The sequence below is a fragment of the Paratissierella segnis genome (assembly GCF_014385195.1).
GTDB classification, from domain to species: Bacteria; Bacillota; Clostridia; order Tissierellales; family Tissierellaceae; genus Paratissierella; species Paratissierella segnis.
Map to the genome: position 1 here is coordinate 20918 of NZ_JACRTG010000025.1, position 17975 is coordinate 38892.

19 protein-coding genes and 1 riboswitch are annotated in these 17975 nt (G+C 32.8%); of the genes, 1 reads left to right on the forward strand and 18 read right to left on the reverse strand.

The genetic code is table 11. The features are described 5' to 3' along the window. Nucleotides 1-70 precede the first annotated feature (70 nt). From H8707_RS10340 to H8707_RS10410, 15 genes are all read right to left on the reverse strand, one after another. Entirely contained in the window at nt 71-835 is a 765-nt protein-coding gene (locus H8707_RS10340) for an SDR family NAD(P)-dependent oxidoreductase (protein WP_262430066.1), read from the reverse strand. Between the two features lie 44 nt (nt 836-879). Further along, nucleotides 880-1602 (reverse strand): ABC transporter ATP-binding protein, encoded by a 723-nt coding sequence (locus H8707_RS10345; protein WP_262430067.1) that lies wholly within the window; start codon nt 1600-1602, stop codon nt 880-882. Continuing rightward, the gene (locus H8707_RS10350) at nt 1595-2374 is read right to left on the reverse strand and encodes an ABC transporter ATP-binding protein (protein ID WP_262430068.1); all 780 of its coding nucleotides are present in this window, start codon (nt 2372-2374) and stop codon (nt 1595-1597) included. The genes H8707_RS10345 and H8707_RS10350 overlap by 8 nt, the downstream gene beginning before the upstream one ends. After that, nucleotides 2374-3264, reverse strand: coding sequence for a branched-chain amino acid ABC transporter permease (locus tag H8707_RS10355; protein ID WP_262430069.1), 891 nt, complete (start codon nt 3262-3264; stop codon nt 2374-2376). The genes H8707_RS10350 and H8707_RS10355 overlap by 1 nt, the downstream gene beginning before the upstream one ends. A gap of 33 nt (nt 3265-3297) precedes the next feature. After that, nucleotides 3298-4176, reverse strand: coding sequence for a branched-chain amino acid ABC transporter permease (locus tag H8707_RS10360; protein ID WP_262430070.1), 879 nt, complete (start codon nt 4174-4176; stop codon nt 3298-3300). Nucleotides 4177-4348: 172 nt separating this feature from the next. Continuing rightward, entirely contained in the window at nt 4349-5521 is a 1173-nt protein-coding gene (locus tag H8707_RS10365; RefSeq protein WP_262430071.1) for an ABC transporter substrate-binding protein, read from the reverse strand. Nucleotides 5522-5545: 24 nt separating this feature from the next. After that, nucleotides 5546-6889: an amidohydrolase family protein gene (locus tag H8707_RS10370; protein ID WP_262430072.1), complete on the reverse strand. Its 1344-nt coding sequence runs from the start codon at nt 6887-6889 to the stop codon at nt 5546-5548. Between the two features lie 25 nt (nt 6890-6914). Beyond that, nucleotides 6915-7694, reverse strand: a complete 780-nt coding sequence (locus tag H8707_RS10375) for an aldo/keto reductase (protein ID WP_262430073.1) — start codon at nt 7692-7694, stop codon at nt 6915-6917. Nucleotides 7695-7709: 15 nt separating this feature from the next. Next, a complete protein-coding gene (gene allB / locus H8707_RS10380; protein ID WP_262430074.1) occupies nt 7710-9092 on the reverse strand; it encodes an allantoinase AllB in 1383 nt (460 codons plus the stop codon). 355 nt (nt 9093-9447) lie between these two features. Next, nucleotides 9448-9894 carry an ATPase gene (locus H8707_RS10385; protein WP_262430075.1) on the reverse strand — a complete coding sequence of 149 codons (447 nt, stop codon included), beginning with the start codon at nt 9892-9894 and terminating at the stop codon, nt 9448-9450. 5 nt (nt 9895-9899) lie between these two features. Then, entirely contained in the window at nt 9900-10376 is a 477-nt protein-coding gene (gene coaD, locus H8707_RS10390; protein ID WP_262430076.1) for a pantetheine-phosphate adenylyltransferase, read from the reverse strand. After that, the gene (gene rsmD, locus H8707_RS10395) at nt 10373-10939 is read right to left on the reverse strand and encodes a 16S rRNA (guanine(966)-N(2))-methyltransferase RsmD (RefSeq protein ID WP_262430077.1); all 567 of its coding nucleotides are present in this window, start codon (nt 10937-10939) and stop codon (nt 10373-10375) included. Before rsmD ends, coaD begins: the two co-directional genes overlap by 4 nt. 94 nt (nt 10940-11033) lie before the next feature. Next, complete coding sequence (recG, locus tag H8707_RS10400; protein WP_262430078.1) at nt 11034-13079, reverse strand: ATP-dependent DNA helicase RecG; 2046 nt, start codon at nt 13077-13079, stop codon at nt 11034-11036. Nucleotides 13080-13123: 44 nt separating this feature from the next. Continuing rightward, entirely contained in the window at nt 13124-14773 is a 1650-nt protein-coding gene (locus H8707_RS10405) for a DAK2 domain-containing protein (protein ID WP_262430079.1), read from the reverse strand. A gap of 19 nt (nt 14774-14792) precedes the next feature. Further along, on the reverse strand, nt 14793-15149 hold the full coding sequence (locus H8707_RS10410) for an Asp23/Gls24 family envelope stress response protein (RefSeq protein ID WP_262430080.1): 357 nt from the start codon (nt 15147-15149) through the stop codon (nt 14793-14795). Between the two features lie 309 nt (nt 15150-15458). On the opposite strand from H8707_RS10410, the gene rpmB reads away from it, so the two are divergent. Beyond that, on the forward strand, nt 15459-15650 hold the full coding sequence (rpmB, locus tag H8707_RS10415; protein ID WP_262430081.1) for a 50S ribosomal protein L28: 192 nt from the start codon (nt 15459-15461) through the stop codon (nt 15648-15650). 293 nt (nt 15651-15943) lie between these two features. Here rpmB and H8707_RS10420 read toward each other — a convergent pair whose 3' ends face one another. The 3 genes from H8707_RS10420 to rpe form a co-directional block, all read right to left on the reverse strand. Further along, nucleotides 15944-16579 carry a thiamine diphosphokinase gene (locus tag H8707_RS10420; protein ID WP_262430082.1) on the reverse strand — a complete coding sequence of 212 codons (636 nt, stop codon included), beginning with the start codon at nt 16577-16579 and terminating at the stop codon, nt 15944-15946. A gap of 13 nt (nt 16580-16592) precedes the next feature. Continuing rightward, nucleotides 16593-17135, reverse strand: a complete 543-nt coding sequence (gene thiT / locus H8707_RS10425; RefSeq protein WP_262430083.1) for an energy-coupled thiamine transporter ThiT — start codon at nt 17133-17135, stop codon at nt 16593-16595. A 45-nt stretch (nt 17136-17180) separates the two neighbouring features. Then, nucleotides 17181-17280: riboswitch (TPP riboswitch) on the reverse strand. 41 nt (nt 17281-17321) lie between these two features. Continuing rightward, nucleotides 17322-17975, reverse strand: a complete 654-nt coding sequence (gene rpe / locus H8707_RS10430; protein ID WP_262430084.1) for a ribulose-phosphate 3-epimerase — start codon at nt 17973-17975, stop codon at nt 17322-17324.

Here is a 17975-nt window from a genome sequence, read left to right on the forward strand (position 1 = left end):
TACTAATTTAGGAGTTATAAATAGTTAATACTCCTACCAATTAATACCCCATACAAATTTCCATCAGTTATTATTGAATAGTAAATCCACCATCCAAAACAATATACTGCCCAGTTATAAAAGAAGCTTCTTCACTCGCTAAATATAACACCGCTGGAGATATTTCTTCCGGCTTAGCTATTCTCCCCAATGGATAAGACTTAACTAATCTCTTAACATTTTCCTCATAATTGCCATCACTATCCATATCTGCATGAAACATAGGTGTATCTGTGCTTGCTGGACATACTGCATTCACCCTAATACCATAAGGTGCCAATTCTAAAGCCATGCCTCTAGTAAGCTGTATAAGCCCTCCTTTTGAACATAAATAAGCAATACAATTTTTTGTAGCTACAATACCTAGCTCAGAAATTGTATTAATAATAACCCCCGAATTACTATTTTTCAACATATTTAAAGCATATTTTGAACATAAAAATGCGCCCTTTAAATTCACATCTAATGTCTTTTCCCATTCTTCGCTAGTAGTATTTTCTAAATTACTTCCCATAGATACCCCTGCATTATTATGTAAGATATCTAAGCGGCCAAACATATCATTTACATACCGAAATAATTCTTTTACATTTCCTTCATTACTTACATCACAACAAAAAAAATTGACTCTATCATGATATTCCTGAAGTTTTTTTTCAACATCCAATCCACGCACTTTATCAGAAGCTGACATTATGACATTTGCTCCTTCTGTAAGTAAATCTTTTACAACAGCAAGTCCAATTCCACTCGTTCCTCCAGTTACTACCGCAACTTTATTATTAAATCTTTTCAATATTCAAAACCCCCTCATAAGTATAATGTTAATAGGTTTTTACTCTATTTTATCCCCATATAAGCTTCCTGTACTATTGGATTTTCCATCAAATCACTTGCATTATCTTCAATTGTAACTTTACCAACATTTAGTATATAGCCCCTATTAGCAATATCTAATGCAATAAATGCATTCTGCTCTACTAGTAGAATTGTTGTTCCTAATTCTCTATTAATTTGTACAATTTTTTCAAACATTTCATCAATGACTATAGGCGCCAAACCAAGTGAGGGTTCATCTAGCATTAATAACTTGGGTCTAGCCATTAGTGCCCTCCCAACTGCAAGCATTTGTTGTTCGCCACCCGAAAGAGTACCTCCAATCTGATTAGTACGCTCTTTTAATCGTGGAAACAGTTCAAATACTTCATCATATAAACGATTTATAGTTGATGATTTTTTTTCAAGAAAAGCTCCAATACGAAGATTTTCCTTTACTGTCAAATTTACAAATATACGACGTCCTTCTGGGACAAGACAAATTCCCCTCTCCACTGCCTTATAAGATTTTTCAGGTACATCTATCTCTTCAAATAAAATATTCCCATGCTTTTTTTCTTTATCACCTGCAATTGTATTTAATAATGTAGATTTACCAGCACCATTTGCACCTATAATAGTTACAATTTCACCTTGATTTATATGCATATTGATATCATGCAATGCATGAATACCACCATAATAGACTTCCAGATTTTTTACCTCTAGAATTCTTTTATCAGACATTAGTTTTTTGCCTCCTCTCACCAATATATGCTTTTATTACATCAGGATTACTTTGAATTTCTTTTGGATTTCCATATGCTAACGTACTACCAAGGTTTAAGACCATAATATTTTTACATAATTCCATAACTACATCTAAATGATGTTCAATTAAAACAATTGTGATACCTGTATCCTTATGCAACTTACTAAGAAAATTAATTAAATCTTTTGTTTCATCATTATTCATTCCAGCTGCTGGCTCATCTAAAAATAAAATTTTAGGGTTTGTAGCAATTGCTCTTGCAATCTCTAATCGGCGCTGAATTCCATAAGGTAATTCACCAGCATAAGCATCTTTGTACTCAAGAATACCAACCTGCTCTAGATGTCTTAAGGCTTGTTCATAATTTTCTTTATCTTTATTACGTTGTTTAGGTAATCCTAGAATAGCATCATGAATACTATATTGTGGTACTCTAATAATGCCAATTTCTACATTTTCAGATGCTTTCATTTTAGGAAATAAACGAATATTCTGAAAGGTACGGCTTATCCCCCTTAATGCGATTTTATCAGGACGCATACCTTTAATGTTTTTCCCTTCAAAGTTAATATCTCCATCACTGGGTTTTACAACACCTGTTATTGCGTTAAATAGAGTAGTTTTTCCAGCACCATTTGGCCCTATTAGCCCTAAAAAATCGCCTTCATTTACTTCTAAATTTACATTACTTAATGCCTTCAATCCTCCAAATTCTACTGTTAGGTTTTCAATTTCTAGTAGCGACATTATTTGCCCTCCTTAATAGTAACATCCCGTACCTTTTTTTCTTTTTTTATTCTTTTTATAAAAGGGTATAAAGAAATTTCCTTGTTACCCAATAAGCCTTCAGGACGGAAAAGCATTACTATGATCATTAATAAACCATAAATAACAAGTCTCCATCTCGCCACAGCGCGTAACAGCTCAGGGAGTGCTGTAAGAATAATTGTTGCAATAACTGGACCCGAAATTGAACCCATACCGCCAAATACAACTGCTGCGAGCATATTGTTAGAAAGTTCAGCAGAAAAAGTATTTGGAGTCATATAAGTATAATAGAAAGCCATCATTCCACCTGAAATACCACATAAAAATGCACTAATCAATAAAGATTTAAGTTTTTCTTTTGTAACATTAACACCGATTAATTCGGCTGCCACCTCTTGTTCTCTAATTGATATTAATAATTTACCATGTTGAGAATTTAGATATCGGAAAGTGAAATAAACTACAATTGCACAAATGATTAAGGAAGTAGTTAAATTCATTTTTAGCGGAATTCCACTAAGGCCTAAAGCCCCATTAAAATATGGATAGATATTACTAAATAATAACCTAATTGATTCAGCAAAGCCCATCATTGCGATTGCAAAATAATCTCCTTTTAATTTTCCACGTAAAGTAGGATATCCTACTATCAGGCTGCTCAATGAAGCAATCAAGCCTCCTATTAACATAGAAAGTAAAAATGGAATTCCAAAGTATTTTGTAAGTATAGCAGCGACGTAAGCACCAATACTCATAAAACCAGCATGTCCCAAAGAAAATAAACCTGTAAATCCTGTAAGAATTATAACACCACATACACCAACGATATTTATGCTCATCAGTATTAATATCCCTTTTGCATAACCCATACCATTCTCTCCTTTCAAAACATTTTATTTCGATTACAATTTATCTTGTATATTCTTTCCAAGTAGACCATTTGGTAGAAATAGTAGGATTAACACGAGAGTTGCATAGGAAAATAGATCTCTAAATGTAGTAGACACATATGCAGAGACCATCGTTTCAATAAGACCTAAGGCAATGCCACCAATTACAGCACCTGGTAAACTCCCTAGTCCTCCAATTACAGCTGCTATAAAAGCTTTATTAGATATCCCCCCCATTGCTGGATATACTGCATATTTCATTCCAAAAAATACACCCGAAAGCCCCGCGGTAAAACCAGATATAGCAAATACTGTAAGAGAAATAATATTTACGTTTAATCCCATAAGTCCAGCTGTACGAGTATCGTATGCACTTGCCCGTATCCCCAGCCCTAAACGCGATTTATATAAAAAAAACCATAATATGGCTAACATTGCTAGAGAAATAATAGCCGCTAAAATATCTGAACGTGGCATTTTAACAATGCCAAAATTTACTACTTGTTTAGCCCAATCTGAAGGAAAAGCTTTAACACTGCCTCCAATAGTTTGGATTGCTAAATTCTGAATAAATATATTTACACCCATTGCAGTTATCATTAAATATAGTTTTGATGCTTTTTTCTCTCTCATAGGACGGTATGCTAATATTTCAACCAAAATAGATGCTACCGCTGTTATTAACATAGCTATAATAATAGCTCCTAATAGCGGAAAATTAACTAGAGAAATTGAATAAAATGCAGCATAAGTACCTATCATCATTAGAGCTCCAAAAGCAAAATTTGTAAAATCAAAAATACTATATATTAATGCATATCCTACTGCCAATAGTGCATATACGCTTCCTATAGATAATCCTGTAATTAACTGCTGTAAAAAAATATTCATTATATATCACCCCTGTTTCACTTTATAGGATATACACACCTTTCTCAGTTTTCCCTACTTTTATACTGAATAAAGGTATTATTATTCCATTTTCAAATTAGAATCTGTGGGAGATAAAATATATATTATCTCCCACCTAATAAAGGTATAAATTATGTTATTGGTTTAATCCTTAATCAGTATATTTAGTAATTGTCTTAAACTGGCTATCCGTTACTTTTACAATACTAAATTCTGAACCCTTAGGATTATGTGTCTTAGGATCCAACGTCCACTTTCCACCAGTTGATACTTCAAGATCTTTAATATTTTCTAAAGCATCTCTAATTGCAGGCCCTTCCGTAGATCCAGCTTCTAAAATAGCATGTTCAATGAATTGAAGTGCATTTAAAGCATAAAGAGCATAGATATGTAATTCCATATCTAAATCTCCATGTTTTTTATTATAATCAGTAATAATATCAGCAAATTCTGGATCACTCATATCAGCACCAATTATCAAATGTGCACCCTCCAATTCGGGTCCGGCAATACCCATTAATTCAGGAATGTACCATCCATCTGTTCCCAATATTTTAATATTATCTGAGAATCCCAATTCTTTTAATTGCTTTGCAGCATTCCCTACTTCTTTATAGGCTGCTGCAGGCATGAAAATATATTCTGGTTTACTTTCTGCTAACTTTGTTAATTGTGCACGAAATTCAATTTCTTCTACTGGATAACTTTCTGTAGCTACAATTTCACCACCTAGACTTGTAAAAGCTTTGACAAAGGCTTCTCCCATACCAACACAATATGCATTGGTTGTCTCAATCAAAGTAGCCACCCTACGGACACCCATTTCTTTATATACATATGACGCTAAAACAGTAGCACTATCAGAGTCAACAGGACAAGCTCTGAATACATACGGTTTTACACTACCATCATCATTAAGTGTAACAGCTGCATTGGATCCATAAGGTAACAATGGAATCTGAGCATTTTCCACAATATCGCCAAGAGGTATTGCAAATGGACTCCCATCTGGTCCTATAATAGCTGTAACTTTATCTTGATTAATTAATCTATTAGTTGCATTAATAGATTCAGAAAAATCTTTAGAAATATCATAAGGTACTAATTCAACCTGTCTACCCAACCAACCTCCATTAGCATTTACATTATCAATATAATCCTGTAAAACTGCAATAGCAACTTGTCCCATATAAGCATCAGCTCCAGATGACCAACCTTCGAAACCAATCTTGATTGGATCCTTCTTTTCTCCTCCACAAGCTACAAGTGAAAGCATAAGTATAAATACCAACAGCAGACTAATGATTCTTTTCATTTTTTTCATTATTTACACCCTTTCATATCTTATTTATAATACACCAATATCTCTCGCACGCTGCCAAACCTTCTCCATAGCCTTTTCTGAACGCATAACAATATCCTTTTTATCCGCTACCAGAACCTTTCCACCTTGCTTTAACAATTTACCATTTATAATCACCTCACTAATATCTGAAGTTTTAGTATTATATATTAGTTCCCTTACTGGCAATGCAAAGGGATGAAAACTAGGATTACTTAAATCCACTAACAATATGTCAGCTTTACAATCTTCTTCTAGTCGGCCAATTTTCATATCGACTGCTCTTCCTCCTGCCTCTGTAGAGGCATAAAATGCATCGGATGCTCGCATCTGATAGCGCTTTCCAAATTGTAACTTACCAGCAATTGCTGACATTCTTAGTTGCTCTAACATATTTATTGAGCAACGTCCAGTACCGATTGTAGTATTAATATCATCAATTAGAAAATCTATAAATGGAGATAAAACTGCATCCAACATTCCCTGATACTGACATACTACAGCCTGAGAAGACATACTTTTGATAATTCTACGATCTTCTTTAGTAGTATATATTAATCCACCTAATAAAGTCTTTCTAGATAAAGCATGGTTTTTATGCAATACTTCAATTGGAGAAAGGCCATATCTTTCCTGACAAATTTCTCTTTCCCTCAAAGTTTCATTTGCAGGAATCATTAAAATACTATTACTTTCGAAAGCATTTTTTGCCACTTTAGCAATCAAACTCTCAGATATTGTATCAACTGAACCGAGCCCCATAGATGCTTTTACTATCTCGTTATTTTTATACTTTTCAACCAGTGAACAGTTCCAATCAACAATTCCCTGCTCGTCCACTTCTTGCAAACACAAATCAAAATTACCCCATGCATCTGCTTCAGGCAAAGATTTTCTGCTCATTAACATTGGTGCTGCAAAAGTCCGTAATCCATATTCTTCGCATAATTCTAAATAAAGTGGTAATTCACGACCTACACATTGCTCGAGCAAAGTAGTAGTACCACTATCTATCGCTTCATAAAGAGCAATTTCTAGTATTGATTTTAATTCTTCGTCATTCAAAATGTCTAATGAAATATTGAGAAATGGATTTACCATTGTATATAAAGGTGAATTTCCATATTTATCAAGATTAACATCTTCAGCAATACTCTTGGAAACTTTTGAAGCCAAGGAGCGACTACGTGAATTTACTAAACCAGGAACAGCCAATTTCCCTGTTCCATCTATTGTTTTACATGAGTCTTCAATATTTTTGTCAATCTGTGCAATAAGTCCATTTTTTATTAAAATATCAGTCTCTTGAATCTTTATTGCGTTGTATCCATCATTGAAGAATGTTAACATTGTAACATTTTTTATTAACAAATTTTCACTCATTATTTCTCACCTCCAATTTATCGTAATAATTGTTTACTACACTCAAATCTTGACGCAATTCTCGAAGATTTCTATATCCAATGTTATATACATCAATATATTCATGATAGTCCATTACCCAATTCAACGCATTTTCCAGATCATGTACCAAATCCCCTCTTCCTAAGGTTTTAATAACATATGTGCCTTTTTTCTTTACATCATGTGCTTTTTTTAAAGCTCTAACCATGCCATCAAAATTACCTTCTTCTATACGGGAACCGTCTCGATTGAAAGTAACACATAATACTTCAATTCCTTCAATATCAGACGCATCCCAAGCAACACTTGCTGAATGAGTTGATAATCCTATTTGCCTTACAAATCCCTTGTCTTTAAGTCTTCTTAATGCAGCTAATGCAGGCAAATGATCAATTAATTCTCCATACACAACACCATGTAGTAAGCAAAAATCGATATAAGGTGTATCTAAATCCTTTAATATTCTTGCAAGACTTTCCTCCGATTCCTGTTCGGTCTTTGCATAAGTCTTGCTTGTAACTATTACCTTTGACCTATCTAACATTTTAAGACCCGCTGCAACAGCAGGTTGACTACCGTAGCAATTATCTGTATCCCAAAAAAACACATTATTTTGTAATGCTGCATCTCGTAAAATCGCTCCTCCAAAATTTGGAGTATATTGGTTAAGATGCTCAGTTCCAAACGCAATCTGAGATACCTTAATGCCTCCCATCATCACTTCACGTGCTTTCAAGTTTTCCTGTGTCATAATGGACTCCTTTCTTTAACTATGTTGATTCTGTTTAGGTACATACTGCCCATATCCTTGTTTTCCTACAATCATTCCATTATCATATACCAGCTCTCCTCTTACAAGTGTTTTTTCAACCTTACCTTTAAATTTCATATCTTGATAGATTCCTTTGTTGCTTTTTGTCTTTGAAAAAGATTTCATGCCATCATAAATCCATTCTTCATTAAGATCTACTACCAGCACATCGGCATCTGAGCCTGGCAATAAACTTCCTTTCTTAGGATACAAGCCCATAATTCTTGCAGTATTTTCAGAAGTGATTTTAGATAAATGAGATAATGGTAAACCACGCTTATGAACTCCTTCAGTAATAAGTCCGGATAGCATAGCATCAAATCCACCAAACCCACTATACTCATTCCAAAAACTCCCTTCCTTGACTTTTTCTTCATCACTATATGGTCCATGATCGGAACCAATTATATCAATTGTTCCATCAAATATATAATCCCATAATTTTTCAACATTTTCACGGCTACGCAACGGCGGATTGCATTTAGCATAGGATTTCTTATCACGTAATATATTTTTATCAAACAATAGATAATGTGGGCATGTTTCTACAGATACTTTAACCCCTTCCATCTTTGCTTTTTTTAAGTATTCAGCGCCTTCTGCAATTGTCATATGACAAATAAGCAATCGTGAATTATTTACCTTAGAAAACAATACTGCTCGCTGAATTGCTTCAAGTTCAGCCCACCAAGGTCGAGCCTCATCATGCATGGATTCATCTTTGCAATTTATATCACTCATATGCTTACTGCCAAAATCAGCTACCTCAGCATTTTCAGCATGCACACCTATTAATCCATCAAACTTCGCTACCTCTCTCATTCCTTTAACTAAATATCCATCCGTAATCTGCGGATAATCGGGGTTTGCAAAGGACATAAAACCCTTATATGCCACACAACCTAAGTCATTAAGCTCTTCAAGCTTATCAATACAAGAAGGAATAAGCCCTCCCCATAATGCAAAGTCTACAAATGAGTCTTTACTAGCCACTTCTTTTTTAAGTTCAAAACCATGTCTGTCAGTCACAGGAGGTACACTTAGCGGCATTTCGACGATAGTAGTAATCCCCCCTGCTGCTGCTGCCTGTGATCCATGATACCAGTCTTCACGATAATTCAATGGAGAAGGATCCCACATATGTACATGAGAATCTATAACACCAGGCATTAGAACTTTCCCTGTTACATCTACAATTTCATAATCACCTCCAATTTTCGCATTGGTGATTCCTTTGATAATACCGTTTTCAATTACCAAAGATGCTCCAACCAATCTATCTGGTAATACAATAGTGCCACCTTTTAAGATCGTTTTTTTACATGTACTTAATGTCATGCAACTCTCTCCTTTGTCTTTTATTTATAGTAAAATTAATAGCCACTATAATTTTATAATTAAAATAACGTTTACAAATAAATTAATAATACTTGCTCATCATTAATGAGCAACTCTTTACATTTATTATATTCTGATGTATTTCCCTTGTCAATATATTTATTAAAATATGTGATTATAGTAATTTTGCATTTATTATTATGCCCACAACTAAAGAAAAATGTATTATATGCCCTATGCCTTAATAAATAAGATAAAATATAGATTTAAATATTTGGATCAAAAAAATATAGCACCAATTAATTTTAAAAATTGGTGCTAACCCTTTAAATGATTTAACTTACTAGAGATTCAATTACTCCATACCTCTAAGTTCTTTTCTATTGTCATTAAGTAATTGTATAGCTTCCTTTAAGTTTTCTTGTGTTTCCAGTAATAAACTGTCGGCGTATTCCATTGCCCCGATTCTTATCTCTTTTGCATTGCTTTTCGCTTTAGTTATGATTTCTTCGGCCCTTGCATTTGCCTTTTTGATTATTTCTTGTTGGTCAACCAGCTCTTCTAATTTATATTCGGCTTCATTGAGCATTGTATCCGCATCTTTTTGTGCCTCAGCAAGAATCCTTTGCCTTTCGTCTTTTATCCATGCGGCTTGTTTTATTTCATCAGGCAATTTAATTCTTATTTCTTGAACTATTTCCAAAAGTTCTTCTTTATCTACCATTACCTTATTTGTAAAAAGAACGCTTGTACCGGCTTCAACTATATCTTCTATTTCATCGATAAGATTCAAAATATCCACTATAGCTACCCCCTTATTTTATTTACTAATTTCTCTTCAACAACCTTTGGTACAAAACAAGATATATTTCCATTAAGCATTGCAATTTCCTTTACAATACTTGAACTTAAAAAAGAATATTGATTCCCGGAAACCATAAAATATGTCTCTAATTCCGGATATAATTTTCTATTGACCAATGCCATCTGCATTTCATATTCAAAATCAGAAACAGCCCTTAAACCTCTTACAATATTAGGACAATTCTTTTGTTTTGCAAAATCTATAAGTAATCCTGAAAAAGAATCAACCTCTACATTTTTAAGCTCCTTTGTACACTTGCGTATCAATTCAACTCGTTCATCGATAGTAAATATTACTTTTTTTGATGAATTGCTTAAAACACCAACTATTACTTTATCAAATTTTGATGAACATCTCTTTATAATATCTAAATGACCATATGTAATGGGATCAAAACTGCCCGGATATATTACATTCATTTCAGCACCTCTTGCTTTTTATAAAATGATATTGATTTACTTCCATAGTTTCTATAATCACATCTGTAAAAATTGTTTATATTTAGCTTAAGATTCAATTCCTTTTCATGTTCAATTAATATGAGTCCATTCTTTTCAAGTAAATCATGTTTAGTAATATAATCTACAACATTAAACAATAATTCATGATTTTTAAATGGAGGATCAAGATATATATAATCAAACTTAAGATTATCTTTTAAAAATTTCCTCAACACTCTATTTGCTTCCAGCTTTAATACTGTAGATTTATCTTCTAATTTTGTATGTCTTAGATTTTCTTTTATAATATCGATGCTATTTTGTTTCACATCTATAAAATATACCTTCTTAGCCCCTCTGCTTAAAAACTCAATGCCTATAGATCCGGAGCCTGCAAATAAATCCAATACGGTAAATTCAATTTTTAAGGGTTTAAGTATATTAAATATGGATTCTTTGATTTTATCCTCAGTTGGTCTAACATCAAACCCTTTAGGAGCCTTTAATCTATGTCCTTTTTTATTGCCTGATATAACTCTCAATATTCTTTCCTTCCTTATTGAAATATTTTATCATATTTTATCATTTTATTAAACTTTAAAATATAAATTAATTTACAATTCCACTCTCAAGTCTTTAATTGGAGGGCTCTTTAAATAGTTCTAAGACCCTTTTTCTTAATCCTATATGCTCTGGATCTGCTAAATCAGGGTCCCTTTCTAAAATTAATTTTGCATCCTTTTGTGCTGCTTTCAATATATTTATATCAGTAAATAAATTTGCTACCCTTAATTCAGGTAATCCATGTTGTCTAGTTCCAAAGAATTCTCCTGGTCCTCTAAGCTCCAGATCTTTTTCAGATATTACAAAGCCATCAGTTGACTGTTGCATGATTCTCATTCTCTCCATAGATATAGGGTTAAAACTTTCATTGATAAGTATACAGTAGGATTGATATTCTCCCCTGCCAACTCTTCCCCTCAATTGGTGCAACTGTGCCAGACCAAATCTTTCAGCATTGAATATCACCATAATATTGGCATTCGGAACATTTACTCCAACTTCAATAACAGTAGTTGAAACTAAAATATTAATCCTATTAGCCTTAAAATCCTCCATTATCTCATCTTTTTCTTTCGAGGTCATTTTCCCATGTAAAATCCCTACGTTGAATTTTCTATATACATCTTCTTTCAATTCCCTATATAATTTTTCCGCTGCACTTATTGTTAAACTTTCTGATTCTTCTATCAACGGGCATACTACATATGCTTGTCTACCCTCTTGTAATTGCTTTTCTACAAATTTATAGATTCTTTCCTTCATGTCAATTCCCGCAGCAAAGGTTTCAATTTCTTTTCTCCCCGGTGGAAGTTCATCAATTACAGATATATCCAAATCCCCATATAAAATTAATGCAAGAGTTCTGGGTATTGGTGTTGCAGTCATAACTATGATATCGGGATTAGAGCCTTTTTCACTTAAACTCACTCTTTGTTTAACCCCAAATCTATGCTGTTCATCAGTAATTACTAATCCCAGTCTTTGAAATTCAACATTATCTTGTATCAATGCGTGAGTTCCAACTATTATATCAATCTTTCCGGATTCTAAATCTTCTAATATTTCGTCCTTTCTTTTCTTTGAAATGCTGCCAACTAAAAGCTCACAACTTATACCATAGGGTGATAAAAATTTGGATATGGAATCAAAATGCTGGGATGCCAATATCTCTGTAGGAGCCATCATTGCAGCCTGATATCCTGAAAGTACCGCTTTGTACATTGCAACAACCCCCACAACAGTTTTACCGCTTCCAACATCGCCTTGCACTAGTCTGTTCATTTGCCTGTCGTTTTCCATATCCTCTATTATTTCATTTGTCACTTTAAGTTGCGCTTTTGTTAATTTAAATGGTAAATTGTCCAGAAAGTCATAAACTTCATCCCTTGATGGGAATTTTATTCCATTCGTGCTATTGTAAGCCTTGTTTTTTATAGTAGTTAATCCTAATTGCAAAGCTAATAGTTCCTCATAAGCCAGTCTTCTCCTTGCTAAATTTATATTGTTTTTACTTTCCGGAAAGTGGATGTTTTTTATAGATTCTTGAATTCCCATTAACTTATATTTTTTGATAAGATATGAAGGCAAACTCTCATCAATAGATGTTAAGTATTCTTCCAAAACATTATGAATAATCTTTAACATTTCATTGTTTGTCAATCCACTGGTAAGGTTATATATGGGAATAATTTTCCCAGTCTTTTTACTTTCTCCTTCTTTTTCGTAAATTGGATTTGTAATCTGGATTTCAAAATGTGTCTTATTTACTTTGCCGTTAACAATATATTTCTCTCCGATTTTAAATTTTTCTCTAAGGTAATCTTGGTTAAAAAAAGTCAAATTACCAAATCCGCTATTATCTTTGACAGGAATTTTTAAAATTGATAAGTTTTTTTTAATTCTATTTAAGCTTGAATTTCCACATATTTCAACCTCAAGGCTTATTTTCTCTCCATTTACCGCACTCCCAAGATTTTTGAAAAGGCTTCTATCATCATAGTCCCTAGGTATAAAATATATTAAATCTCTGACCGTTTCGACATTTAATCTCCTAAGCCGATATGCTCTTTTCGGACCTACTCCTTTTATGTACTGTACATTTAAATTCAAATTATCCATGACTACCTCCATTATTCAAAAAAACCCCACCAAAGGGTAGGGTTTTATTCTATGGAAAATATATAATAATATAATGGCTGCCCACCAAATACTACCTCAACATCTATATCTTTAAATCTTTCTTCTAAAAGATTTGACAACTCGTTTACCTTATTTTCATCTACATCATTTCCATAAAAAATAGTAATTATGCCTATATCATGATCAACCATTTTTTCAATCAGCTTTAATGATACATCGTTTATATCCTTTCCTGTTACTTCAATCTCTCCATCAGTAAGTCCTATAATATCATCCTTATTTATCTTATTATCTTTATATTCTGTATCTCTTACTGCATAGGTTACCTGTCCTGTAAGTACAGTATTAATTGCCTCTGACATATTTATCATATTTTCTTCTATAGAAGCTTCCTCATTGAATGAAATCAGTGCTGCTATCCCTTGCGGAATATTTTTAGTAGGTAATACAAATATATTTCTTGTACTTATAACCTTTGTTTGTTCGGCAGCCAATATGACATTTCCATTGTTTGGTAAAATGATTACAGATTCACCTGTTGTATCTTCTATTGCTTTCAATATATCTTCAGTGCTTGGATTCATCGTTTGACCACCAGGTACTATTGCATCGACATTTAATCCTCTGAACACTTCATCAATTCCTTCTCCAATTGAAACAGCAACAAAAGAATATTTTTTATTTATTTTAACCTTTTCAGATTCTTTTTTCAAATCTGCAAGTTCATCTTTCAAAAGGATTTCCCTATGTTGTATTCTCATATTATCAATTTTTATATCCTTAAGTTCACCTAATGTTAGAGCTTTTTCAATAACAACTCCCGGATTATTTGTATGAATATGAACCTTTATAATTCCATCTCCACCTACAACCAGCAAAGAATCTCCTTGAATTGAAAGTTCCTTTCTGAATTTTTCAATATCATCATAATTCGTATTTATCATAAATTCAGTGCAATAACCAAATTTAATATCATCAGTATCAATGTGTTCTCTCTCCTGATGAACAGTCTCTTTTTTTATTTCAACAGCTTCCTCTTCCTCAAAATACTCTTCTAATCCGATAATAGCATTATATGCACCTAAAAATAAATACATCAATCCTTTACCACCGGCATCTACTACACCTGCCTGCTTAAGTACCGGAAGCATTTCAGGGGTTTTATCCAATGCTTTGTTACCATGTTCAATTACTCTTTTAATGAAATTTTCAATATCTTTTTCTTCCTTGGAGATGGATATTGCAAATTCTCCACATTCCTTGGCAACAGTCAATATGGTACCCTCTGTAGGTTTCATAACAGCTTTATAAGCAGTATCAGAAGCTTGTTTTAGAGCATTTGCCAAGGTAATTATATCAATATTGTTCTTTGATTTTAACCCATTGGCAAAACCTCTAAAAAGCTGTGATAAAATTACACCCGAGTTACCACGAGCTCCCATTAAAGAGCCTTGGCTAGTAGCCAAAGCTATTTTATAAGTATCATTTTCATCAACATTTAATCCTTGCTTTAGTGCTGATTTTACAGTTAACAACATATTTGTACCTGTATCTCCATCCGGAACAGGAAAAACATTTAAGGAGTTTACCTCCTCTTTATTTTGTTCGAGGAGTCTAGCTGCGCCACTTAGGGCTTTTTTTAGCAATACCCCATCTATAAATTCTATTTTCAAGTTAAGTGACCTCCCTAAATTACTTTTCTACTCTTATTCCTTGTACATTTACATTTATCTTTTCCACTTTCAAACCTGTTTGGTTTTCAACATTGAATTTCACCCTATCAATGATATTTTCTGCCACAACAGATATCTTTACTCCATATTCTAAAATTACATGTAAATCTATTACAATAGCATCTTCTTTGCTATATACCTTAATCCCCTTTGCAAGATTATCCATTTTTAATAATTCAAATAATCCGTCAGTTGCATTCTTTGAAGCCATTCCGACAATCCCATAGCTTTCCATTGCAGATATCCCCGCAATAGTAGCTATTACATTGTCGTCAATATTTATATTCCCTAAATCACCATGAACTTTGGCTGGCATAAACTTCGCCTCCTTAATTAAATATAACTTATTCTTTATATCTCCTTCAGTAAAAATCTCATTGACCTTTATACTTCAATTTAAACTTTTATTTTATATTAGAAGCTTTTCTTCTATTTTACATTATTAGTATAAATAGTTCAACTAATTACTATCCATAAATTAAATAAAAAAGATTAGAAAGTATTGAAATACCTTTTATTAATAATATTTTTATTGATTTTTTATATATTCATGTGTTACAATATAATATGTTCTTTAGCTAATAATAAAAAACGCTATGAGAATAGGACTAAGGAGGTGTTGGTAGTGTCAAAAGTATGTGAAATATGTGGAAAAGGAAAAGTATTTGGAAATAAAGTTACTTTCTCTAATAAAAAAAGTTCAAGAAGTTGGTCACCTAATATCAGAACAGTAAGAGCAGTTGTAAATGGATCTGTTAAAAGAGTAAATGTTTGTACAAGATGTTTAAGATCTGGTTATGTTGAGAGAGCTTTATAATTTGATAATTGTGACATAAAAAAGGCTTCCATAAAAATAAAATGGAGAGCCTTATTTTATTTTTATAAGTAAATATCCTATTCCAAGATTAATTAAAGCAACAATAAACAGTAAAATTCTAATTTTAAAGCTATATATAAGCGTTATACTTCCCATAATTAAAAAGAGAATCCCAATTATTTTTATTATCTTGTCAAAATGCCTATAGATAAATAATTTCATAAAAACACCCCAATAAATTCACAGTTGTTATAACTATTCTATTCATTGATGGTATCATATGTTACAATTATTTAGTCCTTTGATGTGATAATCAAACATTCACCCTCTATTATTTTAACTACTCCATATTCATTAACAATTTGGTTGCTGACTCCTAGAGTTGAACCAAATTTTATCAGATGATTTTCTAAAGGATATAAAAATCCTTGTAAAGTAACTTTAGCTCCTTTATTGCTAATGGGAACAACCGATGTATAGAAACCTTCTTTTCTTTCAACTCTTATATAATCATCTGAATAATATATGATATTATTTTCATCTACAATTTTCCCTTTTATACCTTTGTCATTCAAACCTTTAAGCAAAAAAATATTGGATAGAGTATGATCCATCCTACTGCCTGTAACTCCAACTAGGGTGATTTCATCAAACCCTTCTCTGATAAGGTAATCTAAAGCCAATTCCGTATCCGTTTCATCCTTCATAACAGGATATTTTAATAATTTTATATTATTTTTATTTATATAATTCATCCCAGCTTTACTTACTGAGTCTAAATCGCCAATAAGCAAATGGGGTATTGCACCTACTGCCATAAGATGCCTGATACCCCCATCCGCGCAAAGTATAAAGTCATGTGACTCTAATAATTTTACCAATAATTTGTAATTAGCAACATCCCCACTAGATATTATTAGCCCCTTCAATTTTCATCTTCCTTTATTTTTTGATTACCCTTTTCAAGGGTTTCCATATAAATACTAAAACTGCAATTGAAATAATAAGTTCCGGCACCAAATATGTTGCGTTATATTCAATGGAATAACGCCATGTATTCAAATCTCCTGCATTTTCCGAAAAAAATATAACTCCCGAAAGTACGTGAGATACCATTCTTCCTCCTATACCTAGGACAATACCCAAAATTAATGAGAAATACTCTTTGTACTTATTATTTTCATTTTTTTTGCTTCCTATTCCAGCCAATCCCAATAGACCAAATGCAATAGGATAGTCTAATAAAAACTGTATCGGATGATAAAAATAAGGCTTTAAAATAAAATCTAAAATACCATAGGTTGCTCCGACCAATACTCCCGGTCCTACTCCCCATTTTATAGCAAACAATAATATAGGTATCATGCTGCCTGCAGTTACACTTCCGCCATTTGGTGCTGTATAAATCTTAATATAGCTTAATACAACGGATAAGGCTATCATGATTCCGCCTTCAGCGAGCATTTGTATGTTCCATTTTTTCATAAAATCCCTCCAAAAAAACCCATCACCTTGAGGTAATGGGTATTTAAACGTCAATACACACTTCCCTCCGCTAGAATTACCTAGTTCAGGTTTTAAGGGTCTGGACAGTTGTCCAATCTCAGCTTTCGCCCCCCTAGTGCAATTACAAATTATTAAGTTAAACTCATGTTATCACATTGAAAATGATTATTCAATGATTTTTTTAAATTCTTGTGTACGAGCTGTGATATCCTCAGCTCCAAATACTGCTGAGCCGGCTACTATCATATCTACCCCAAGCTCTTTTAAATGCTTTGCATTTTCTAAATTAACTCCTCCGTCTATTTCCAATATTACATCTAAATTTTTTTCATCTATCATCTTACGAAGTGTCCTTATCTTATCTTCCATTGCTTTAATAAATGATTGACCACCAAATCCGGGATTAACGGTCATAATCAAAACTAAATCCAAATCTTCTAAAACATAATCTAATACATTTAAAGGGGTTGATGGATTTAAGGATACTCCTGCTTTGATTCCTTCTGATTTAATAGCTTGTATAGTTCTATTAAGATGAATAGTCGCCTCTGCATGAACAGTCAATATATCAGCACCTGCATTTACAAAATCTCCAATATATCTTTCCGGTCTATCTATCATCAAGTGAACATCAAATGGAAGAGTCGAAACCTTTCTCAAAGATTTTATAACCGGTGGTCCAAAGGTAATATTGGGAACAAAATTACCATCCATTACATCTAAGTGTAAAAAATCTGCTCCGCCTTCTTCTACTTTTCTGATTTCTTCCTTTAATTCTGCAAAATCTGCAGATAATAGGGAAGGTGCAAGTCCTGCCAT